This is a genomic window from Kineothrix sp. MB12-C1 (genome assembly GCF_030863805.1).
GTDB lineage: Bacteria > Bacillota > Clostridia > Lachnospirales > Lachnospiraceae > Kineothrix.
The window spans coordinates 178,125-202,321 of sequence record NZ_CP132957.1 but is presented as its reverse complement, the minus strand read 5'-3'; the positions used below and the strand labels follow the sequence as shown (position 1 = coordinate 202,321).

Sequence of the window (24,197 nt, the reverse complement as noted above, 5' to 3'; positions counted from 1 at the left end):
TAATTCCATATATGCTATAGTTTGATGTATTCAGGCATTCGCCCGGCAAATATCGAATAATATCGATATCCGCACTCCTTTAAGATATTGGCAGCGCGATCAAAGGCTTTGGTAATCCGTTCCGGTGTATGGGCATCGGAACCAATCGTAATGATTTCTCCGCCAAGCTCCCGGTAGCGCCTGATAATACCGGTGCATGGATTTAATTCTTTTAAACCGTAGGAGACGCCTCCCGTATTGATTTCAATCCCTTTTTCCATATCGATAAGGCGCATAAGGATGATATCCAGAATATCTTTATATTTTTCATAGGAATAATCCTTGTCGCGATTAGGACCATAGCGCACTACATAGTCTAAATGTCCATATACATCAAAATTATGAAAGACCTTAAGGTTATCCAGGATGGAAGAGAAGTATTCGCGGTAAGCCTCCTCTTCGGACCTGCCTTCATAGAATTGCGGGAAATAAGGATCTTTCTTATTGCAAATATGAGAAGAGCCGATAACGAAATCAAAATCATAGCTTTTAACATAGCTTGATAATTTTTTCGCGATGTGAGGCTGCAGCCCGAGTTCGACGCCGAAGTAAATATTGATTTGATCCTTATATTTTTCTCTATATTTAATCAAGTCGAAAAGATAAGAATCGGTATTTAAGTCGAACATACCGATATCTTCTTCTTTTATATAGGTGTAATCGATATCCATATGTTCGGTAAAGCACATATTTTTAAGGCCGAGGGAAATTCCTTTTTCGATCATAACGTCCATAGGAGTATTGGAATCGCCTGAGAAAGAAGAATGAAGATGATAATCGGACAAGATACTCATAGTTTGTCCCTCCTTTTCGTTTATAGATAAAGTGTATATGATATATTTGAAAAAGGCAACGAGATAATTGTATTGCAACTGTGAAGGTAGTGAATATCCATATTATATTTAGCATTTCTCCTAAGATGTGGAAAGGAAATACCAATAAACTATAAAAAAACAAACAAAAAAGAAATATTTTTTATTTACGACTTGAATTATTTGGACAAATTAGGTAAAATGAATCTGCTGATAAAGTTTTGACAATCAGATACTTTGGTTGCAAAATAATATAAACAAATACATTTTTAGGAGGAATCTAAAATGGCAGTAAAAGTAGCAATTAATGGTTTTGGTCGTATTGGTCGTCTTGCATTCAGACAGATGTTCGATGCAGAAGGATATGAAGTGGTAGCAATCAATGACTTAACAAGTCCTGAGATGCTTGCTCATTTATTAAAATATGATACAGCACAGGGTAATTACAAATATGCAAGCGCTGTAGAATATGGTGAAGATTCCATTACTGTAAACGGTAAAAAAATTACAATCTATGCAAAAGCTAACGCTTCAGAACTTCCTTGGGGCGAATTAGATGTAGACGTAGTTCTTGAATGTACAGGTTTCTATACATCCAAAGACAAAGCATCTGCTCATATTGCAGCAGGCGCTAAGAAGGTTGTTATTTCCGCTCCGGCTGGAGATGATCTTCCTACCGTTGTTTTCAATGTAAACCATGAAGTATTGACAAAAGAAGATACGGTTATCTCCGCAGCTTCTTGTACAACAAACTGCTTAGCTCCTATGGCAAAGGCTTTAAATGATCTTGCTACAATCAAATCCGGTATCATGACAACAGTTCATGCTTACACAGGCGATCAGATGATCCTTGACGGACCTCAGAGAAAAGGCGATAAGAGAAGAAGCCGTGCAGGCGCTTGCAACATCGTTCCTAACTCCACAGGTGCTGCAAAAGCAATTGGCCTTGTTATTCCTGATTTGAATGGCAAATTAATCGGTTCCGCTCAGCGTGTACCTACACCTACAGGTTCTACAACTATTTTAGTTGCAACAGTAGAGAAAACTGTAACAAAAGATGAAATCAATGCGGCTATGAAAGCAGCAGCTACAGAATCTTTTGGTTATACAACTGACGAAATCGTATCCAGTGACGTTATTGGAAGCACATTCGGATCTTTATTCGATGCTACTCAGACAATGGTTGGTTCCAATAACCTTGTTCAGGTTGTTTCCTGGTATGACAATGAGAACAGCTATGTATCGCAGATGGTTCGTACAATCAAATACTTCGCTGAATTAGGCTAATCGTTCGTTATTTAAGGTATTGAAGACCTATAAGGGTCCGGTCTTATGGACCGGACCTTATTACATTTTTATAACTTAAAATGGAGGAAATAAATATGGGATTAAACAAAAAATCGGTGGATGATATTAACGTAAAAGGCAAACGCGTACTTTGCAGATGCGACTTTAACGTTCCTCTTAAGGGTGGCGTTATTACGGATACGAACCGTTTGACAGCAGCTCTTCCTACGATTAAGAAATTGGTCGCTGACGGTGGAAAAGTAATTCTTTGCTCTCACCTTGGCAAACCGAAGGGAGAAGCGAAACCGGAACTGTCTTTGGCTCCGGTTGCTGTAAAGTTATCTGAATTGCTCGGACAGGAAGTGAAATTTGCGGCGGACGCTGAAGTAGTAGGCCCTAATGCAAAAGCAGCAGTGGAAGCAATGAATGATGGCGATGTAATTTTACTTGAGAATACACGTTACAGAATAGAAGAAACGAAAAATGGAGAAGCTTTCTCTAAGGAATTAGCTTCTATTTGTGATGTTTTCGTTAACGATGCTTTTGGTACGGCACACAGAGCACATTGCTCCAACGTAGGTGTAGCAGAGCTTGTAGATACTGCAGTAGTTGGTTACTTAATGCAGAAAGAAATTGATTTCTTAGGAAACGCAGTGGAATCTCCGGAGAGACCTTTCGTTGCGATTCTTGGCGGAGCTAAGGTTGCGGATAAACTCAATGTTATTTCCAACCTGTTGGAGAAATGTGATACACTTATTATCGGTGGAGGTATGGCATTTACCTTCTTAAAAGCAAAAGGCTATGAAGTAGGGAATTCTTTAGTAGACTTGGAGAAACTCGATTATTGTAAGGAAATGATGGAAAAAGCAGAAAAGCTTGGCAAGAAGCTTCTTCTTCCTGAAGATACAACAATTGCAGCATCCTTCCCCAATCCTATCGATGCAGAAATCGAAGTATCCGTAGTGGATTCTGAGAACATTCCTGCTGATATGGAAGGTCTTGATATTGGAACAAAGACAGCAGAAGTTTATGCAGAAGCTGTGAAATCCGCTAAGACAGTTGTTTGGAACGGACCTATGGGTGTATTCGAGAATCCGGTTCTAGCAAAAGGCACAATTGCAGTGGCAAAATCTCTCGCTGAGACAGATGCAACAACGATTATCGGCGGTGGTGACTCTGCAGCAGCAGTTAATCAGTTAGGTTTCGGCGATAAAATGACACATATTTCTACAGGCGGCGGTGCATCCTTAGAGTTCCTCGAAGGAAAAGAACTTCCGGGTGTTGCTGCAGCTAACGACAAATAATAAAAGGCGAGCGATAAGTTCGTATTAACAGGAGATTATAAAAATGGCAAGAAAGAAAATTATTGCAGGAAACTGGAAGATGAATATGACTCCCAGTGAAGCGGTAGAATTAGTAAATACATTAAAACCTTTAGTAGCAACAGAAGATGCAGACGTAGTATTTTGTGTGCCTGCAATTGACATCATTCCGGCGATGGAGGCGGCTAAAGGCTCTAATATCAATATCGGTGCAGAGAATATGTACTATGAAGAGAGCGGTGCTTTCACAGGTGAGATTTCTCCTAAGATGTTAACTGATGTTGGAGTAAAATATGTAATTATCGGACACTCCGAAAGAAGAGAATACTTTGCTGAGACAGATGAAATTGTAAATAAAAAGGTATTAAAAGCATTTGAGCATGGTATTACACCTATAGTTTGCTGTGGTGAAAGTTTGACGCAGAGAGAACAGGGCATCACGATTGACTGGATTCGTCAGCAGATTAAGATTGCTTTCTTAAATGTAACGGCAGAGCAGGCAGCAGAGGCAGTTATCGCTTACGAGCCTATCTGGGCAATTGGTACAGGTAAGGTTGCAACTACTGAGCAGGCTCAGGAAGTATGTAAAGCAATCCGTGACTGCATTGCAGAGATCTATGATGATGCTACTGCAGCAGCAATCCGTATTCAGTATGGCGGTTCTGTATCAGCAGCAAGCGCACCTGAATTATTTACACAGCCTGATATCGACGGCGGCCTTGTAGGCGGAGCTGCTCTTAAACCGGACTTTGGCAAGATTGTAAATTACAAATAAGAATTATATATGCGGTGGTGCGCATATATAAATAAAGAAAAGACTCGCTTCTGTCAGTTGTTGGATGTAACAGCTTGATGGAGGCGGGTCTTTTTCTATATAGAGGTATTGGTAAAGATTAAACTGGATAAAGGTTGTGACTGCCTTCACGGTCCGAACGTGGTATGAAAGAACACTTCGCACCAAGAACTTCTATGTGTGTACAAAAGGTAGTCGGAAATGGACGTAAGCGCCCCTGACACGACGTCCTGTCGTGGCGGGGCTGGCTCGGCATCCATGCCTCACCTTACTGTTTCTTTGAAGTACACACTAAGAAGTGCTATGGTGCTGCGTTCTCCCTTTTCGTACCATATTCGGACCGTGAAGGCATAATTTACGTTATAGAATAGCCGACTATTCACTATTTCTTTCTTATATTCTCCCTTAAATTATTTAGAGAATGATGAGAAACAGAAACTTTCTTATTCGATATGTAGAAATAGCCTTACCTCTGACATGTTGGTTTTCTTTCCGTCGGCAAGCGGCGCCAGATTTTCTTAATGAAATCATAGGGCAGGCAGGGCAAACACCGCATGGAGGCGGTGTTTAGGCAGATTGGTACAAGGATGTACCTAGCTGCCGCCCCGTTCCTTGCCAATATCTTTCCGGTTTCATTTAGAAAATACAAGCCGCGCGCACCGGAAAGAAAACCAATGTGACAGAGGTAAGGCTTTCGACAACCAACAATCAATTACTCAACATTCATAATAAATATTAAAAGGATATAAAAAGAGGATATATAAGGGCTCGCAGTGGCCGCATATATCCTCTTTCTTTCGATTTATATACAATAATATCGTAAGCTAATATATCTATAAGTGCAAAATACAATTCAATTATAATGCAATCATTAAAGACAAATAAAGATGCACCGACCTCAGTCTTTTTTTCGTGCCAACTCAAACTCTTTAATTATTTCTCCGGAAGGTCCTTTGCTTAAAAGGGAGAAAATAATAATAAATGCGCAGGAGATTAAGAATGCCGGCAGTAATTCGTAGATTCCGAGAATGCCACCTAAGGTACCCCCGATCGACTTTCCAAAAGGCTTCACTATCAAGTTCCAGAAAAACACCATGATTCCTCCGGAAAGCATACCTGCGATAGCTCCTTCCTTCGTAGTACGTCTCCAGAAGAGGCTGAATAAGAGCAAGGGGCCAAAAGTTGCTCCGAAGCCGGCCCAGGCAAAGGAAACCACTTTAAATATAACACTGTTTTCATCCAGAGCAATTATCATACCGATTACGGATATAACAATGAGGATAATGCGCGATATTTTCATGACCTGCTTATCGGTAGCGTCCCTTTTCAGAATGCTCTGATAGATATTCTTAGAAAAGGCCGAAGCTGCAATCAGCAAATAAGAATCCGAAGAGCTAATAGTTGCGGCAAGGATCCCTGCCATAACGATGCCTGCTAACAGAGGGGGAAGCAAACTCTGGGATAATACGACAAAAATATTTTCCGCGCCACTGCTCGTCAATAAAGATGTCTCGGCCGGGAAAAGAATTCGTCCGATCACACCGATAGAAACAGCACAGAAAAGGGAGATAAGTACCCATACAGTGGCGATACGCCTTGACTTTTTCAGTTCTTCTGCTTTGCGGATCGCCATGAAGCGAAGCAGTACCTGAGGCATACCGAAATAACCAAGTCCCCAGGACATAGTAGAAATAATGGTGAGGAAGCCATAGGTAGCAGGTTCGCCGAATAAAGCAGCACCATTCGCAACTTGCTGCACTCCGTCAGTATCAAGTGAAGGGGATGCTGTAGTAAAGAAATTGAAGAAACCGTCAATTGCTTGTGCGTTGGTAACTACGGAAGCAATTCCGCCTGCATTTACAACACCGAGAACCAGTATCGCTGAAAGGGCGAATATCATAACAAAGGCTTGAACAAAGTCAGAAACACTTTCGGCAAGAAAACCGCCAAGGAAGGTATAAACAATAACGAATATAGCTCCTAAAATCATCATTGATTGGTAAGAAGTTCCGAATAACTTGGAGAAAAGTTTTCCGCAAGTTACAAAACAGCTCGAGGCATAAACGGTAAAGAAAATAAGGATGAAAAGAGAAGAAATCGTCATAATAACTTTCTTGCTTTCATGGTAACGGGAGCTGAAAAAGTCGGGGAGTGTAATAGCATCGTTGGTAATAGATGAATAACGACGCAATCTCTTAGCTACGATGAGCCAATTGATGTAAGTACCGAGAGCGAGGCCGATAGCTGTCCAGGCAGCATCAGCAATTCCGGTGAAATAGGCAACGCCGGGAAGACCCATTAGAAGCCATCCGCTCATATCGGAGGCCTCTGCGCTCATAGCAGCGACCCAAGGGCCGAGAGAACGACCGCCCAGGAAATAGTTTTCACTATTTTTATTCGCTCTTTTCATGAAAAACAAACCGATACCGATAATACCTAACATATAAAGAGACATAGAAATTAAGATTTTTATTTCATTACTAGTCATATAAATTCTCCTTAAAACAATTATTTATTTACAATAGGGATTTCGCTATTATCTTTTTCATCCAAATGCTTCAAATAATGGTCAGTCTCCTTTTTTATAACACCGGATAATAAAAGAACGGCAATTAAGTTAGGAATGGCCATCAAGGCATTCAATGTGTCTGCGATATCCCAGACGAGATTAAGGCTAATAATCGGGCCGACAACAAGAACTATAATATAAAGAATCCGGTAGGGAATACGAGCTGCCTTGCCGAAAAGATATTCAGTACAGCGTTCGCCATAATAAGACCAGCCTAAAATTGTAGAATAGGCGAAGGTAATAATACCGAATACAAGAATAATCGGACCTAAAATCGGAATCTGGTTAAATGCGAGTGTAGTAAGCTGTCCACCGTTATCAATACCGGATACGTCGATAGAAGGATTTTTCATAATACTGCTTACTAAAACGAGTCCTGTCATAAGGCATACGACTACTGTGTCCCAGAAAGTTCCCGTAGAGGAAATAAGCGCTTGTCGAACAGGATTCCTCGTCTGCGCGGCAGCTGCTACGATAGGTGCGGAACCCATGCCTGATTCATTCGAAAAAAGTCCTCTGGCAATACCGTATCTTGCGGCAGTCATAATTCCGGAACCGACCAATCCCCCGGCAGCAGCACCTTTTGTAAAAGCGAGTTCAACAATGGTCTTAACCGCAGGTATTATGTAATCGTAGTTGAGGCATAAAATAATGATACATCCGAGAACATAGAAAACAGCCATAAAAGGAACGAGTTTTTCGCATACGTTAGCTATACTTTTTACTCCGCCGAAAATAACGAGTGTAGTCAGTGCGGCAACTAAAATCCCTACGATGAGTCCGTCGATATGTAGGTTGTTTTCCACTACCTCCGCAATCGCATTGACTTGTACACCGCTTCCGATACCGAAGGAAGCGAGAGCAGCGAAAAAAGCAAATAAGATGCCGAGCCACTTCATATGTAATCCGCGTTCAAGAGCATACATGGCACCACCCAGCATTTTCCCGTCCTTCGTTTGTACACGATATTTAACAGCGATTAGCGATTCCGCATATTTGGTGGCGATACCGAATACGCCGGTAAGCCAGCACCATAGAACGGCACCCGGACCGCCAAGGGCGATAGCTGTACCCACGCCGATAATGTTTCCGGTACCGATAGTAGAGGCCAGAGCAGTTGTTAAAGCACCGAATTGGCTAATGTCTCCGGTCGAGTCTTCGTCCTTTGTTACGGATAGTTTAATGGCCAGTAAAGTTTTCCTCTGAATACATCTCGTACGGATGGTGAGGAAAAGATGAGTTCCTACTAATAAAATGATCATGGGAGGACCCCATAAAAATCCGTTAAGAGAAGTGACAATTGATTGTAATGTATCTAGCATAGTTTACCCCCTTAAAGTAGCATATTGTTAAATTTATCATAGGAGGTGTGGTATGTCAATGAATCATCAGTATAAATATGCATTAAGTAATGTATATGATTCACATATCAAATGGGATATTATTAAGGATTAAAAGTATAGGACTGGGAAGTTATCTTGTGTATCAAGAAAACAATAATTATGCAGTAAAAAAGAGAAAATACTAAAATATAATTAAAAAATAATTAATTTATCATAAATAGCATTGAAATATATGGAAGAAAGGAATAGAATTTGAACGGGCGGCTAAGTGGGGGTGGTAATTATATAAAAGAAAGGGGTTTTTATTATTAAGGGGAAAAGTTTGATTTATATATGCTCTGCCTTACTTATGATTATACTTGTATTCTTCCTTATAATGGATATGCAAGGCGAAAATAAAATACTGACTGAGAATGAGGAGCAAGCAGAAGAGGAAGTATCAGAAATCAGTATTTCTATAAAAAGTGGATTTTATGAGAATGATATAATGCTTGTGTTGATGACGAGAGAGAAAGGGCAGATTTTATACACGATGGATGGCTCCACACCGCAAAAGGGTAAAGAAGGTACTCTTTTATATAAGAAGCCTATCACTTTAGTGGCGGGGGAAGAGGAAACAGTCACTGTGTTTAAATATTGTATTGATTTCGAGGATGGGACTCAGTCAAAGATTTATACAAACACTTATTTTGTAGGAAAAAATATCGACCAGCGTTATAATACACTCGTGATAAGTGTAAGTGCTGAAGCGGATGATTTATATGGACAGGAAAGAGGTATCTTTGTAGAGGGGAAGCTGCGGGAAGATTGGCTGTTAGAACATCCGGAGGAAGAAGTTGAGTATCATACGCCGGCTAATTATAATCTTCGGGGAAGAGATAGTGAGAGAGATGTTTATATTGAGATGTTCGAAGATGGGAAAAGGATTATTTCCCAGAACGGAGGAATTCGAATTTCAGGTAATTTCACAAGACAGTCGGAGCAGAAGTCCTTTCAACTATATGCAAGAAGCGAGTATGATATACAGAATAAATTCCGCTATGCTTTCTTCGACGATCTGCATTCGTCAATAGATGACAGTGTGATAGGAAAGTACAAGCGATTAAAAGTACGTAATACGGGAAATGATCGTTCGGAAGGATTTATAAGGGACGAGCTTGGATTGACCCTTGCCAAAGAGGCCGGTTTTTTGGATACACAGAGCGTGCGTCCTGTGTCTGTTTATATCAATGGGGTTTATCAGGGACTTTATTGGATGCATTCTACATATGAGAAGGAATACTTTGAACAGAAATATGGAAAATACGATGGGGAAATGGTAGTAATCGGCGACAGTGAGATGAATATGATTACTGATTCTGACGATGAGCTTACAAATAAATATGCCGAAGAATATACAGAACTTTATAATAAATACAGTATGCTCGATTTGACCGAGGATTCCATATTTGAGGAGCTAAAAAATCATATTGATATAAGAAATTATTTGCAATATTATGGTATTGAGGTATATTTGGCTAATAAAGACTGGCCCTTTAATAATTTGAAGGCCTATCGATATGTGGCAGCAGAAGAGGAATATTTGGAGAATTCTGTATTTGACGGAAGATATCGATACTTACTGTATGATGTAGATACAACTATGGGGCTCGGTTCCGTGCGGGATACATTGGAAGAATCCCAAAGCTACGATACGCTCGTAAAAATAATGGAGAATAATTATGCTCCATTATTTACAGCACTGATGGAAAGGGAAGATTGCAGAGCTTATTTTGCCAGCTATCTTTGTGATTTGGCAAATGGTGCTTTTTCTGCAGAAAATGTCAGGCGCGTACTTGAGGAAATGGATTCCTTAAGGAAAAATGAGATGGAAAAGTATATTGAGGAGAGTATCAATAATCCTGATTTACCGGAAATCAGTTCTGTTTACCTTGAAATGCAGATGGATTGTATTAACGCATGGGCAGAGGTGACTCCGGATAACTTGATTAATAACATTAAGGAGTTATGGCAGTTAGGCGATACTTACGATCTTCATGTGTATATGGATGCAGGAGATGGCGTATTCATTAACTCGCTAGAGTTTAAGGAGTCAGAATTTACAGGAATATATTTCACGGGGTGTAATACTATTCTCTCTGCGATGGTTCAGGAAGGAAGAGAATTTTCCCATTGGGAGATAAATGGAACGATTTGGACAAAAGAGAAAGTTATTATTGATGAAAAGATGTTAATAGATGGAAGTGTAACCGTATCGCTTTACACGAAGATGTCCGGAAATGGTCTTGTTTTGGAAGAGATAAGGGAAAGCGAGGAAGGAGACTATATCGCTTTGAGAAATATTTCAGAGCAGGAAATAAATACAACGGGTTATTTCTTAATGGATAAAGAAAATACATCACATATGAACTATCTGGAGGTCACGATACTGGAACCGGGGGAACGAATTGTGGTGGGCTGTAAGAATTACAGCGGAGAAGAGTGTTTTATGAATGTGAATTTCAACCTGAAAAAGGGAGAGGAAGTTATCTTAGGGCATTCCAATGGCGGGATTTATGAGAAAGTAATAGTTCCGGATCTGGAAATGGAGAATGGAACATACAAAAAGGATATGACGACAAGAATATGGCAGGAAGAAAGGGGAGAATAGGATGGCGCTGGAGTATAGACAGGAAATAAAGTATGTAGTGTCTTCATCTCAGATGGCCCTTCTTCGTAGTCGTATACGGCCCTTTCTCACACCCGATGCCTATGTGAGAGAAGATGGAAGATACAATATTAGAAGTATTTATTTTGATGATATTAAGAATACCTGCTTTTATGATAATGAAGACGGTACCAGTCCGAGAGAGAAATTCCGAATTCGTATTTATAATGGTAGTGATGACAGAATCCTTTTGGAGTTAAAGAGGAAGGAGAGGGGAAAGATACGCAAGACATCCTGTGAACTGACAAAGGAACGATGCGAAGACATTTTTAAAGGGCGGATATTTTCCTTTGAAAAAACAGATCCTCCCCTGCTTAAAAAGTTCTATTTACAGCAGCGTACCCGTCTGCTGGAGCCAAAGGTAATTGTAGAATATGAGAGAGAGCCTTATACCTATCGAAATGGCAATGTGCGAATTACCTTTGACACAGATATTCGGTCTTCCAATAGGAAGGATAGCTTTTTTGATGACGAGCTGTACGCGAGGCCGGTTATGCCGGCGGGTTATCATTTAATGGAAGTAAAGTACGATGAATACTTGCCGGACCATATTTATCGAAGCCTCCAAGCGGGGCATTTGCGTCAGGAAACTTTTTCAAAATATTATTTATGCAGAAAATATAACATAGGGGGAATGAGAAGCAATGGGATTTAATGACGTGCTAAAAAAATCATTTGTACAATCGATGGCGGATAATATGAATTTTGGAGGTGTACTTCTTTCAATCGGGGTGGCCTGCCTAATTGCTGTTTATATTTTTGCCATTTATAGAATAGCGACAAAGAGGACTTTTTACAACAAAAGCTTTAATATATCTTTAGTGGCTCTGGCTGTTATTACTACTGCTATTATTTTGTCCATACAATCGAGTGTAGTAATATCTCTTGGTATGGTCGGTGCGCTGTCTATTGTCAGATTTCGCACGGCAATTAAGGAACCAATGGACTTGGTGTTTTTATTCTGGTCGATAAGTATAGGTATTATATGCGGTGTAGGATTATTTGAAATAGCAATTGTGACATCTCTTCTCTTGACCGCATTGATTCTATTGCTGGAACGGCTTCCGGTAGCAAAGGTATCTATGATGTTGGTGGTGGATTCCGATAATATTGATGGTGAAGAAGAAATCTTGTCAGTTATCGAAGAGTATAGTTCCCACATAAAGGTAAAAAGTAGAAATATGAACGCGCACAGCTTGAATATGGTAATAGAAGTAAAGGTAAAAGAAGAAGCGGAGTGCATCCGGGAAGTGAATGGTTTAAAGGGGATAAATAACGTATCGTTGATTTCTCAGGATGGTGAAGTGACTTTCTAAAATTACTTGACTTTAGAAAAAAAATGCGATATAGTAAAAGAGTTCGTAAGTTGGAAGACAGCACTTTTGAATCGAGTGTTGTCTTTTTTTGCGAAAGTAAATGATGGTGAAATGTAATAGAGAAGTCCAATACGGACAGAACAGGAGCTAAATGAGTAGTACAGAAAATCAAGTTAGTTATAAGGAATCGGCAATTGATGAAAGAATCATCCGTGCGGTAGAAGAAATGGGATTTGAATATATGACGCCTATCCAGGAACAGGCAATCCCCGTTATGTTAATGGGCAAGGATATCATTGGCCAGGCACAGACAGGAACTGGTAAAACGGCAGCTTTCGGAATTCCCTTAATTCAAAGCATTGATATGAATAATAAAGCATTACAGGCAATTGTACTTTGTCCCACACGTGAACTTGCAATCCAGGCAGCGGAGGAAATGAGACGTTTTGCTAAGTATATGCATGGAGTGAAGGTACTTCCCGTATACGGAGGACAGGATATTTCCAGACAGATCAGAGCTCTTAGCAGTGGAACTCAGATTGTAGTAGGAACACCCGGAAGAGTGATGGATCATATGCGACGTCACACGATTAAGACGAGTCAGGTAAAGATGATTGTTCTTGATGAGGCAGATGAAATGTTGAACATGGGATTCCGTGAGGATATCGAGACGATTCTCAAGGATATGCCTAAGGAGCGTCAGACCGCTCTTTTCTCTGCGACCATGCCAAAGCCTATTCTCGATATTACGAGAGAATATCAGAATGCGGATGCAGAATATGTGAAGACAACACCGAAGGAAATGACCATTCCTCTTATCAAACAGGCATATTATCAAATACAGCGTAAAGATAAAGAAGAAGTACTTTGCCGCCTTATGGATTATTATCATCCGAAGCGCTCTCTTATTTTCTGTAATACGAAACGAATGGTAGATGAATTAACAGAGCATTTGAAAGATAGAGGCTATGCAGCAGAAGGACTTCACGGAGATTTAAGCCAACACCAGCGAGATACTGTAATGAATCTTTTCAGAAGCGGCAGAACTGATATCTTAATAGCTACAGACGTAGCAGCCAGAGGAATCGATGTAGATGATGTTGAGGCTGTATTCAATTACGATGTGCCGGATGATATCGAATACTATGTTCATAGAATCGGACGTACAGGACGTGCGGGCAGAACAGGCCGTTCCTTTACATTAGTTGTTGGCAGGGAATCGTTTAAACTACGTGAAATCGAAAGAATATGCCATACTAAAATTAAAGAAAAAACAATTCCTTCTGCAGCGGATATTACTTCTGTAAAAGCACAGAAAGTGCTGAATGAAGCACTGGACGTGATGCAGAATAAAAAAATGGATAAAACCGTCGCATTTTTGGAAGAGAAACTTGCTGAGGGCGAGTATAGTGCGTTAGAATTAGCAGCAGCTTTTATGAAAATGAAGATGGGTGATGATATTAAGGATATTAAAATCGAGAAATACAGCTCAAAAGAGCGTGGTTTTTCCGGCAGGAAAGGTTCTGGATTCGGCGTTCGCAAAGGCGGCGACAACAGACGCAGGAATGACGGAAGAAGAAACGGAGAAGGAATCAAAGATAAAGGTTTTTCTGATAGACGCCGCTCAGATAAGGGCAACAGTAAAAAGCCACTGGACCAAAAAGGCGATAAGGTAAAGAGAAATCGCAAGGATAGAGAGACTCCTGAGATTTTCAAAGGAAGAGAAAAAAGCAGAAGAGAAGCTATTTAAATAAGACGATTATAATGACTAACGCTGTCCGTGAACTTAGGACAGCGTTAATTCGTTTCCATGGTCTTTCAACCATTTTCTGCGTTCTTTATAGTCGGGAAGAATATCTCCGACACATTTCCAGAATTCTTGAGAATGATTCATATGTATAAGATGGCAGAGTTCGTGTACGATAACATAATCGAGAATGCCGGGTGGTGCCAACATGAGCCGCCAGTTAAAGGATAGAGACCCCTTACTGCTACAGCTCCCCCAGCGTGTTTTCTGGTCTCGAATGGTAATTTTCATATTCCGCGCAGGAAGAATATAGGGATAAGCATTCATATAATAGGTGACCCGGCTTGGAATCCATTCTCTGGCAGCCTGACGATAACGCTTTTCGAGGGCAAGCTGTTGCTCTGGAGTGAAGTGATTCTTTGGCCGGTTGTTTTGTTGTTTCATAAATTCGGCAATTCTATCGGTGATCCAAAACTGCTTTTGGAGAAGAATTTGCTCCACTTCATAATCAGTTACATGAATAGGGATACGCACCCGTAAAATCCCGCTGTCATTTAAGGAAAGAGAGTATGTTTTCCTTTTGCTGCGAAAGATTTCATATTCGGCAGTTATCGTATGATTTTTTTTGTCCGTTAATAAGATTGTTCGCTTCATAAGCCAAATTATATCATTGTCAAGGAAAGTTTTCTATGGTAGTATGAAAAATGTTGAAAAATTTATCGTACAGGTATTAAATAGGGGGCAAGTTATGAGACGGGCAGAAACTAATACAGGAAAAGAAAGAAGAACTATGCAAGGGCTTTCGGTGAATGAGAAAAGGGCAAGACGAAAAAAAGCAAGACATCGAATTGTCATGATGCAGCGAGTGTTCTTATTTCTTTGTGTATTGGCTGTTATTGGTGGTGGTGCCGCTATTATTTGGAATTTGCCGGTTATTCGCCTGAATAGGGAGTTAAAAGCGGGAGAAGGGTATACTCAGGAGGAAGCATATGGGGAAGCTATTGATTCCTATGAAAATGCGTTGAAAATAGATTCCACTTCTGTAAAAGCTTATCGTTATATGGCTAAGGCCTACTTTGATCTTGAAGATAATATGCATGCGAAGCAAGTGCTTCTGGAAGGATGGGAAAACACTCAGGATGAAGGTCTTTTGCAATATTATTGTACTGCTATTTTAAATGAGGCGGTGGCAGAAATTAACGCCGGACAGTGTACGCTTGAAACAGCCCAGAAGATTCTGGGGGTATTGAAGCGGGATAGTAACAGTGCGGATGCGCTTCCATTGATGCACACGGTATATGAACGTATTACGAGTAAATTGAGAGAGGACGAAAGTAAAACCTTCTTTTTAGAGGAACGGGAAGAGGCTGAATTCGGTACTTTTAATTCTTATATACAGATAATGAAGGAACTTATTGAACTTTATGCGCAGAATCCTTCGGAAGAAATAAAAACGGTTATTTCCCAATTTGCCATGGTTGATGTTCCGGAGTTCCATATAAATAGGGAACACTTAAAAGAATATAAATCGATTCTGGACCAGGTGAACTCCTTCATAGAGACAGATAGCCGGAGTAATTTAATTCTCTGTTTGGAGAAAGAGGCGGAGGTTCAAGCTATTTTTGCAGATCTGTTCCTTGCGTTCGATGCGGGGAATCTGGAAGCGGCGAAAGAATTTATCATTTCCGATACTTATACCGGAATCCGTGATTCCTTTATCAACGGTACGATGGAATATTGGACAGGTGCAACCTATATTCCGGTTAGTAGAGAGTACGTTATTTTGAGACAGGAAAATGGTGCGTGGGCGTTTGAATATCCGGATTTTAAGGCGAATGAAAATACAGCCGGTATCATTACGGTATGGGGAGCTCAGATGAAAGATGACGGTGTACAACGCTCTGCAATTGCTTACGAGCCGGCAAAGGAATCGGAAAGTTATTATCCCCATACGGAATATGTGATCAGCTATATGTATAGCAATGTGCAGAAGAAGAATGCCTTTGAGGCAGAGATGAACTATCATTTGGAGACAAGAAGCTTTACAGAGGTTGGAATGACGACGATTATGATAGGCGATTGGGGTGGGCCTTATCAATGGCAGAAAACATATTAAAGGAGATAGCAGATTGGGAAACGGAAGATGCATTATAATCGGAGCGGGAGATTTTACCCTATCTGAGATAGAAAAAAAGAAAGAAGATTTATGCATTGCGGTGGATGGAGGGTATCTGTATTGTAAGTTACTTGCTATAGAACCGGATTTTCTGATTGGAGATATGGATTCTATCGATGAGAGTATGAAAGAGGAAATTGAAGAAATAAAAAGCAGGAATCCGGGAAAAGTTATTGAGTTAAATACTGAAAAGGATGATACGGATGCTTTGGCCGCCATTAAACTAGGTATCGAAAAGGGATATGAGACCTTCTTAATTTATGGAGCGATGGGAGGACGGTTGGAGCATACTATCGCCAATATTCAATGCCTCAGTTATTTGAAGAACAATGGTAAAAAAGGCTATATGATGGATGCCAACGTAATGGTAACAGTGATAAAGGATGAATCTGTCAAGTTTGCGAAAAGTATGGATGGATATTTATCCTTGTTTGCTCTTGGAAAAGAGGCAAAAGGGGTAACTATTAAAGGGATGAAATATTTGCTGGATCAGATAACGGTAACCAATGATTATCCCATCGGTATTAGTAATGAATTTATAGGAGAAGAAGGAGAGATAACAGTAGAAGAGGGAATGCTCTTACTGATTGTCACTTGGAATGAAGAAGAGCAGGAGGCCTGAAAAGGGCCTCCTGTTTTGAATACTGCATTGTGCATATAGGTTACTGTTTAGCCGAAGTCTGAACTGTAGCTTTAGTAGTGATACTGCGACATGTATAGATTATAATAATGTCCCTTTTTCTTCATAAGTTCAGCAGGGGAACCCTCTTCGATAATACGTCCGCTATCCACGTAGAAAATACGATCTGCTTTCTGGATGGTAGAGAGGCGATGTGCTACAACAAAAGAAGTTCTTCCTTTCAAAAGGTTTTCAATTCCCGCCTGTACGAGAAGTTCCGTCTGTGTATCGATACTGGAAGTGGCCTCATCCAAAATAAGTATCTTAGGCATGGATACCATTGTTCTGGCAAAGGCGAGAAGCTGCTTTTGTCCGCCGGACAGCCCGCCACCTCTTTCGGACAACTCGTAATCATAGCCTTTCTCCAGTTTTGAAATGAATTCATGGGCATGAACAGCTTTCGCTGCAGTTATAATCTCCTCATCGGATGCATCTAGCTTGCCATAGCGAATATTATCCTTTATGCTATCGGAGAACAAAAAGTTATCCTGTGTCATAATTCCCATCTGTCTTCTAAGGCTCTCTATGGAGACTTTTTTCACATCATATCCATCAACGTAGACATTTCCCTGCTGTACATCATAGAATCTGCTGATTAAGTTGACAATAGTCGTTTTACCGGCTCCGGTAGGGCCTACAAGAGCGATCGTTTCTCCGGGCTTAATAGTGAAGCTCACATCGTCTAATACTTTAGTGCTTCCGTCATAGGAGAAGGAAACATGTTCAAAACGTACTTCGCCTTCGATAGAGGGAATGTCGATAACGGAAGAAGCATCTGTAATTTCTGCTTTCGTGTCCATAATATCGAACACGCGCTCTGCTCCTGAAATATTCGTAATAAGCTGTGTATAGAAATTACTCAAGTTCATAATGGGATGCCAGAACATGGAAATATACGTACCAAAAGCGATGAAGGTACCGATAGATACTTTGTCTGTACCGATAATAATAATACCTGTAAAATAAAGCATTACCGTACCGACACCCCAACAAAAGTCGATAACAGAACCGAAGGCGTCATTGAGGCGAATTGCAGAGATGAAGGCATCTTTGTATTCTTTTACAAGTTCCCCAAAGGTTTGCTTCGTTTCCTCCTCCGCAGTGAAACTTTGGATAATACGAATTCCTGAAAAGTCTTCATGTACGAATGCATTCAGATTGGAAGACTTTTTTCGAAAAATCTGCCATCTTTTATGGGAATGATATTGAATAAGAAAAAGCCCAAGTCCCATAAGCGGGGTACTGATCAGGGAAGCAGCAGCCAATACCGGATGCTTCACGAACATAATGATCACTACCGCAAGTATCGTTATAAAATCAGGAATTAATGTGGTGACACAGTTGGAAAGTACATCTTTTAAAGAATTGATATCACCGATAATACGGGCGAGTATCTTTCCGGTAGGACGGCTGTCGAAAAAATGAAAATCGAGCGTCTGAATATGGCTATATAAATCCTGGCGTATGGTAACGAGGATATTGTTACATACTTTTGCCATAATATACATACGGATCTTAATTCCGGCTACCATTAAAATATTCAAAGTAAGGGCAAGGGCTATAAGTCGATAAAGCCCGGACATATTACCGACAGAAATATAATTGTCGATAGCCGATTCCATAATCAAGGGATTTAATAGAGAAACAAATACGCAATATGCCATAATCATAAGCACGAGTAAAATTTCTTTCTTATATTGTAAGAGATAGGAAAGAAGCCTTGTGAGCGTCTTCAGTTTGTTGACCTCTATCGTTTGTTCATCATCTTTAAAGGAATTAATGGGCATTTTGTTCACCTCCTTCATATTGTGCTGCATAGGTGGAATAGTAAAGTCCCTTTTCTGCGAGCAATGTTTTATGGGTACCGCGTTCTTTAATGCTTCCGTTCTCAAGAACGATGATTTCGTCTGCATGGACAACAGAGCTGATGCGGTGAGCAATAATTAGTTTTGTTGTAGAATTCAGTTCTTTTAATGTTTGTTGGATCATCTGTTCCGTCTCCATATCGAGGGCGGAGGTGGAATCGTCCAGAACGAGAATAGGATTCTTTTTAGCGAGAGCTCTGGCGATACTGATACGCTGTTTCTGTCCGCCGGAAAGCCCTACACCGCGTTCGCCGATAACGGTATCATATTGTTTATCCATCCGCTCGATGAAATTACTGGCTTGCGCTTCGAAGGAAGCCATTTTTACAGCAGCAGTGTCGAGGAAATCTCTTTTTCCTAACTTCACATTTTCATTAATTGTATCGGAAAAGAGGAAAACCTCCTGCATAACGAGGGAAATACATCCCCTCAACTGTTTCAGATTCATATCCCGAATATCCGTGCCATCAATAAGGATCTGTCCATCTGTAACATCGTAAAAACGCTGAAGAAGATGGATGATAGAACTTTTACCGGCTCCGGTAGCTCCCATGATACCGATTGTTTTTCCCGGCTCCACACAAAAGGAAATATCTTGTAAAATATCGATATTCGCTGAAGTATTGGCATCCTTTTTAGAAAAGGAGACATGAGAAAATTCGATTTTTCCGGCCACCTGCTCCAATGAGATAGGAGTATCCTTTTCTCTAATAGAGGGGGATTCTTCATAAATCTTATTTAATTTGCGATTGGAGGCGACAGCGGAAGAGAAGCTGTTAGTCAGCCATCCGAGCATTTCCATAGGCCATACGATATTCATGGAGTACTCCACGAAGGCACCGAGAGAACCGAGGGAAATCTCATCTTTCATAACGAGCATACCGCCGAATAAAAGAACGAGGAGAGGAAGAAGCTTCGTGATAAAAGAAAGATAAGGATAGTATGTAACGAATATTTTGGATTGCTTCATGTTAAGTTCATAATATTTCTTGTTATGAGACAAAAACTTAGTGATTTCAAATTTTTCTCTGGCGAATGCCTTTACGGTACGCACACCTGCCAGATTTTCTTCCGCTACTGTATTTAAAATAGCATTTTCTTCAATAATTGCCCCATAGACAGAATCTAGCTTCTTCTCCATAGCAATAGCGATGCTTCCTGCAACAATCATAAAGGCAGTAGGGAGGAGGGCCAGTCTCATATCCAAATTGTACATACAAAAAAGGACGATGGATGTATGTATTACAACTTCAATAATAAGCATTCCCACGAAGGTAAGACCGTCGCCAATTCGATCGATATCGTCTTTAATACGCGCCATAAGTTCTCCGGTATTGGTTCTTTCGAAGAAATCGGCACTCAGCGACTGAATATGATCGAAGAGATGACGCCGCATCTTGGCGGCAATACGGATACCGGCCACATCGAAGAGATATTCCTTCACATATTGAAAAATACACCGACCGATACCGATAATGAGGATACCCGTCAATAAATATTTAAGCTGCCAAGTCTGGCCGCCGATAATGACATCATCGATAATGCGTTTAGTGAGTTGGGGAGACAATAAATCCAACGATACGCTGATAATCATGCATAGGATAGCGAAAAGATAGGTAAATTTATGCTCGAAGATATAGGTTGATAGTTTCTTGTGTTGCGTTGGTTCCATAATGTTCCTCCTCATAATACATGGATGTTTATTAAGAATTCTAAAAGAATTTTTTTATTACATAAAAAAGCCCCGGCAGGAAATGCCGTGGCTTTTAATAAAAGACGCAATGGGGTAATAGCAGTGAATAACTCATAATAAAGTAATAAAAAATGCGGTCAAATAAATTTGAACCGCATCAGTAAACAGAATATGAGTATCTTACGATTAATTATTGATAATTCATTATCAATAATCATCTAATCTATATTACCGGAGGCAATTCCATTAGAACGGCTATTTAATTGATGTACGCCTGCTGCATTAGCAAGTAAAAACTTATCGTATAAATTCGTCATAACTTCGTCCTCCTTTCCTTTTATTTACGTGTAATTTTTTGTACCATTATTAACTTACTATTTCCCCATACTTTTGTCAACATATTTTCATAAAAATTATAAATTTCTTTTCGTTAACCTGTACTTTTTTATAAATTATATTTTTTTCTTATAATAATGTTCCAATCCCTGGATCATTTGGTATAGTCCCATTGCAATAAAGCAAAGGATAATAATAGAGGTTATGACCAGATTCAACTTAAATACCTGGGAACCATATATGATCAGATATCCAAGTCCTCTTCTTGCGGCGAGGAATTCGCCGATAATAACGCCCACAAGGGCAAGGCCGATATTCACCTTCATATTACTTAAAATAGTAGGAACGGAACCGGGAAGGACAACCTTTAAAAAGGCATCTTTCTTTTTGCCTCCCAGTGTGTAGATCAATTTAATTTTCTCTTCATCCACTTGTTTAAAACCGGTATAAAGATTGATAATGGAACCGAAGACCGCCACAGAGATTCCTGCGACAATAATGGTGTTTATTCCGGTGCCGAGCCATACGATGAACAAAGGTGCCAGAGCAGATTTCGGTAAGCTATTTAAAATGACGAGATAAGGCTCTAAGATTTTCGAACACCGTTTGGAATACCACAAAATAGTGGCCGAAACGATTCCTATAATAAAAACGAGAGCAAAGCTGATAATCGTTTCGAGTAAAGTAATGCCGGTATTAGAAAAAAAGGATAGATCCTTTACCATATCTATAAAGCAAAGAGCCACATTGCTCGGGCTGCTGAAAAAGAAAGAGTCAATATACCCTTTTCTGGCAGAAACTTCCCAGAGAGTGAGGAATACAACGAGAATAAGAATACGTGCCAAGGTAACGATACAATGATGTCTTTTATGAGAACGTTCATATTTCTCCTGATTACTTAGTGTTTTTTGCGTCCTGAGTATAGGTTTCATCGGAAATCTCCTTCCATAATTGATTGAAATATTCCCGGAATTCCGGTGCGTTTCTAGAAGCTAAGGGAGAATGATCGGAAAGCGTCAGGTGAATCGGGATATCACACTTAATGGTAGCGGGACGCTTTGACATAACGAGTATGCGGTCAGCAAGACTGATAGCTTCTGACAAATCGTGGGTAATTAGAATTGCTGTCTTGCCGGTAGAACGAATAATATTACAGATATCGGAAGAGACGGAGAGGCGGGTTTGATAGTCGAGTGCGCTGAATGGCTCATCTAAAAGAAGCAATTCAGGGTCCAGAACGAGAGTACGGATAAGAGCGGCTCTTTGCTTCATACCGCCGGATAATTCGCTCGGTTTTTTATCTTTAAATTTATAAAGATCATAATCCCTTAAAAGTTCGAGTACCCGATCTATTTTCTCAGGGGTGAGTTGTTTATTGATTTCCAAACCGAGAATAACGTTCTGATAAATGGTTCTCCATTCAAAAAGGTGGTCGTGCTGAAGCATATAGCCGATCTGGGGAGAAATGCCTGCTGTCTGGTGTCTTGCCGCCTGCATTTCTCCTGAATTAACGGAAAAGATGAGTTCGCCGTTCTCCGGAGCCAGCAGGCCGAAGATAATCGATAAAAGAGTAGATTTGCCGCATCCGCTCGGTCCCACAATTGCGAGAAACTCCCCTTGCTTCACTTGAAAGGATATATGTGATAAGGCGGGAGTTTCGCCATTTAAATTATGATAAGAATAACAGATATCTTTTAATTCTAAGATTATATTGCTCATAAAGTTATTTTTGATTAAGACCTCCTGCTAGATATATCTTATTATATGAAGAAAGAGAAATGGTGTGCCGCATACCGTTGAAATTTGACAAAGTATGTAATTTTTATGCATGGTTGAAGACGGCTAGGGTAAAGTTTTTGTAGGATATTAATTGAATAAAAAGAGAACGCCTCTTTGTGTTATGATTTTAACGACTAAGAAAAAATCGGACACAAAGGAAGGTGCTCTCTATGATTAAAAGTATACAACAGTTTGAAGAAAATGGGGCAAAAAATTTAACAGGAGTTCTGGAAAAGTTTTTGAAAGATCCTCAACAACAAGCAGAGTTTATCTATGGAATTACAGATAGTGTAGTACAGTTAGGACTGGACATGATTGCGGAGACTTTTGAAAGTATGGATGAAGAACTGAGAAACAGCGGATACAGAAGGAGAAACTGGGTCATAAGCAGACGAGATGAAACATCCCTGATTACCAGCCTTGGAACTGTGAGATATTGCAAGACACTGTTTAAGAACAAGAAGACTGGAGCCTGTGAATATCTGCTAGATCGGATCATGGGATTAGAAAGCCATGTAAGGATGACAGAAGATGCACAGGCGCAGATGCTTGAGGAAGCGGTCGACAGTAGCTATCGCAAAGGAGGAATCAGAGCCAGTCTTTCCGAAAAAGTCAGCAAACAGACAGTAAAAAATAAGATACATGATCTGAAATTTCATACAAAACCAGAAAAAATAGAGAATAAAAAACAGGTTTCCTATCTTTATATTGATGCAGATGAAGATCATGTGTCATTGCAGTATCTCGAGAAAAAGGGAGATATCACGAAACCTCGAAGCAACACCAGTATGCCTAAAATAGCCTATGTATATGAAGGTGCGGAATCAGAAGCGCCTAAAAGCGAAAGGTTTAAGCTGATCAATCCGAAGTACTTTGGGGGCATATATGAGGGAAGCAAAGGAGTAGAACAGTTCTGGCGAGAGATTTATGAGTATATCAGCGCCACCTATGACATGGATGCCATAAAACAGATTTATATTAATGGAGATGGTGCAGCCTGGATAAAAAGCGGACGTAAATTTATAGCCGGATCAACCTTCGTACTGGATAAATTCCATATGCAGAAATATATCACAGCAGCAACTTCGCATTTAATGGATTCGTCAGAGGATGCAAGAAGTGAACTGTATGGTGCCATACACAAGAGAGCGAAATGGATGGCATCCGAGACCTTTGAAAAAATCCTGAATATAACAGAAAACGAAGCACAAAGGAAAAAGGTAGAAAGTAGTATGGCTTATATCCTAGGGCATTGGGATGGGATCATGCAGGGTTTGAGAAATAAAGAAACACAAGTGGGATGCAGTGCAGAAGGACATGTGAGCCATATCTACGCAGACAGGATGAGTTCCAGACCATTAGGGTGGAGTAAGCATGGAGTTCACCAAATGGCAAAGCTAAGGATTTATAAAGCAAACAAAGGAAATATGTTGGAGTTGGTGAGAATGCAAAAGCAGGAGTTGCCCATAGCAGTGGGTACAGAAGAAAGAATCTATTTAAGCAGCGAGATGTTTCGATCGGAAAGCAAGCGACTGACAGAGGAACAACGCTATGTAGAAAGGATAACTCATAGCATTCCCTTTCCAGAAGTGAAAAAGATAGCTTATTTTAAAAACCACATTTGGGGATTGTAAAAAGAATAGAAAGTAGGTATATTGTGAAAAGAGGTTAAATCTAAAACACATCAAGGGGATTCTCTACCCAATTAAATCCTACAGTAAATTTACGCTATCT

At 40.1% G+C, this 24,197-nt stretch carries 18 protein-coding genes; 10 read left to right on the top strand and 8 right to left on the bottom strand.

From position 1 onward, the window contains the following. Positions 1-14 precede the first annotated feature (14 nt). Entirely contained in the window at positions 15-833 is an 819-nt protein-coding gene (locus tag RBB56_RS01010; protein WP_306720524.1) for a histidinol-phosphatase HisJ family protein, read from the bottom strand. Positions 834-1,136: 303 nt separating this feature from the next. Here RBB56_RS01010 and gap point away from each other — a divergent pair, with 303 nt between their 5' ends. The 3 genes from gap (at position 1,137) to tpiA (ending at position 4,235) form a co-directional block, all read left to right on the top strand. Then, complete coding sequence (gene gap, locus RBB56_RS01005; protein WP_306720523.1) at positions 1,137-2,138, top strand: type I glyceraldehyde-3-phosphate dehydrogenase; 1,002 nt, start codon at positions 1,137-1,139, stop codon at positions 2,136-2,138. Between the two features lie 95 nt (positions 2,139-2,233). Then, a complete protein-coding gene (locus tag RBB56_RS01000) occupies positions 2,234-3,442 on the top strand; it encodes a phosphoglycerate kinase (protein ID WP_306720522.1) in 1,209 nt (402 codons plus the stop codon). Between the two features lie 43 nt (positions 3,443-3,485). Next, entirely contained in the window at positions 3,486-4,235 is a 750-nt protein-coding gene (tpiA, locus tag RBB56_RS00995; protein ID WP_306720521.1) for a triose-phosphate isomerase, read from the top strand. A gap of 916 nt (positions 4,236-5,151) precedes the next feature. Here the strand turns inward: tpiA and putP are convergent. Both putP and RBB56_RS00985 read right to left on the bottom strand, forming a co-directional pair. Then, positions 5,152-6,741 carry a sodium/proline symporter PutP gene (gene putP, locus RBB56_RS00990; protein WP_306720520.1) on the bottom strand — a complete coding sequence of 530 codons (1,590 nt, stop codon included), beginning with the start codon at positions 6,739-6,741 and terminating at the stop codon, positions 5,152-5,154. Positions 6,742-6,761: 20 nt separating this feature from the next. Continuing rightward, positions 6,762-8,144 (bottom strand): alanine/glycine:cation symporter family protein, encoded by a 1,383-nt coding sequence (locus RBB56_RS00985; protein WP_306720519.1) that lies wholly within the window; start codon positions 8,142-8,144, stop codon positions 6,762-6,764. Positions 8,145-8,514: 370 nt separating this feature from the next. Between RBB56_RS00985 and RBB56_RS00980 the strand changes: the two genes are divergently transcribed. The 4 genes from RBB56_RS00980 (at position 8,515) to RBB56_RS00965 (ending at position 13,938) form a co-directional block, all read left to right on the top strand. Further along, positions 8,515-10,815, top strand: coding sequence for a CotH kinase family protein (locus RBB56_RS00980; RefSeq protein ID WP_306720518.1), 2,301 nt, complete (start codon positions 8,515-8,517; stop codon positions 10,813-10,815). 1 nt (position 10,816) lies between these two features. Next, complete coding sequence (locus RBB56_RS00975; RefSeq protein ID WP_306720517.1) at positions 10,817-11,527, top strand: polyphosphate polymerase domain-containing protein; 711 nt, start codon at positions 10,817-10,819, stop codon at positions 11,525-11,527. Then, on the top strand, positions 11,517-12,188 hold the full coding sequence (locus RBB56_RS00970) for a DUF4956 domain-containing protein (protein ID WP_306720516.1): 672 nt from the start codon (positions 11,517-11,519) through the stop codon (positions 12,186-12,188). The genes RBB56_RS00975 and RBB56_RS00970 overlap by 11 nt, the downstream gene beginning before the upstream one ends. A 151-nt stretch (positions 12,189-12,339) precedes the next feature. Next, positions 12,340-13,938, top strand: a complete 1,599-nt coding sequence (locus RBB56_RS00965; protein WP_306720515.1) for a DEAD/DEAH box helicase — start codon at positions 12,340-12,342, stop codon at positions 13,936-13,938. 36 nt (positions 13,939-13,974) lie between these two features. Here RBB56_RS00965 and RBB56_RS00960 read toward each other — a convergent pair whose 3' ends face one another. Beyond that, positions 13,975-14,589 (bottom strand): M48 family metallopeptidase, encoded by a 615-nt coding sequence (locus RBB56_RS00960; RefSeq protein ID WP_306720514.1) that lies wholly within the window; start codon positions 14,587-14,589, stop codon positions 13,975-13,977. Positions 14,590-14,683: 94 nt separating this feature from the next. On the opposite strand from RBB56_RS00960, the gene RBB56_RS00955 reads away from it, so the two are divergent. Together RBB56_RS00955 and RBB56_RS00950 are read left to right on the top strand one after the other, a co-directional pair. Beyond that, positions 14,684-16,051 carry a tetratricopeptide repeat protein gene (locus RBB56_RS00955; RefSeq protein WP_306720513.1) on the top strand — a complete coding sequence of 456 codons (1,368 nt, stop codon included), beginning with the start codon at positions 14,684-14,686 and terminating at the stop codon, positions 16,049-16,051. Between the two features lie 13 nt (positions 16,052-16,064). Beyond that, positions 16,065-16,733 carry a thiamine diphosphokinase gene (locus RBB56_RS00950; protein ID WP_306720512.1) on the top strand — a complete coding sequence of 223 codons (669 nt, stop codon included), beginning with the start codon at positions 16,065-16,067 and terminating at the stop codon, positions 16,731-16,733. A 71-nt stretch (positions 16,734-16,804) separates the two neighbouring features. Here the strand turns inward: RBB56_RS00950 and RBB56_RS00945 are convergent, their stop codons facing one another. The 4 genes from RBB56_RS00945 to RBB56_RS00930 form a co-directional block, all read right to left on the bottom strand. Next, positions 16,805-18,577 (bottom strand): ABC transporter ATP-binding protein, encoded by a 1,773-nt coding sequence (locus RBB56_RS00945; RefSeq protein ID WP_306720511.1) that lies wholly within the window; start codon positions 18,575-18,577, stop codon positions 16,805-16,807. Continuing rightward, the gene (locus RBB56_RS00940) at positions 18,567-20,327 is read right to left on the bottom strand and encodes an ABC transporter ATP-binding protein (RefSeq protein WP_306720510.1); all 1,761 of its coding nucleotides are present in this window, start codon (positions 20,325-20,327) and stop codon (positions 18,567-18,569) included. Before RBB56_RS00940 ends, RBB56_RS00945 begins: the two co-directional genes overlap by 11 nt. Before the next feature lie 473 nt (positions 20,328-20,800). Then, positions 20,801-21,616, bottom strand: coding sequence for an ABC transporter permease (locus tag RBB56_RS00935; RefSeq protein WP_306720509.1), 816 nt, complete (start codon positions 21,614-21,616; stop codon positions 20,801-20,803). Beyond that, positions 21,579-22,403, bottom strand: coding sequence for an ABC transporter ATP-binding protein (locus tag RBB56_RS00930; protein ID WP_306720508.1), 825 nt, complete (start codon positions 22,401-22,403; stop codon positions 21,579-21,581). Before RBB56_RS00930 ends, RBB56_RS00935 begins: the two co-directional genes overlap by 38 nt. A gap of 230 nt (positions 22,404-22,633) precedes the next feature. Between RBB56_RS00930 and RBB56_RS00925 the strand changes: the two genes are divergently transcribed. Next, the gene (locus RBB56_RS00925) at positions 22,634-24,097 is read left to right on the top strand and encodes an ISLre2 family transposase (protein ID WP_306719187.1); all 1,464 of its coding nucleotides are present in this window, start codon (positions 22,634-22,636) and stop codon (positions 24,095-24,097) included. Positions 24,098-24,197: the final 100 nt, after the last annotated feature.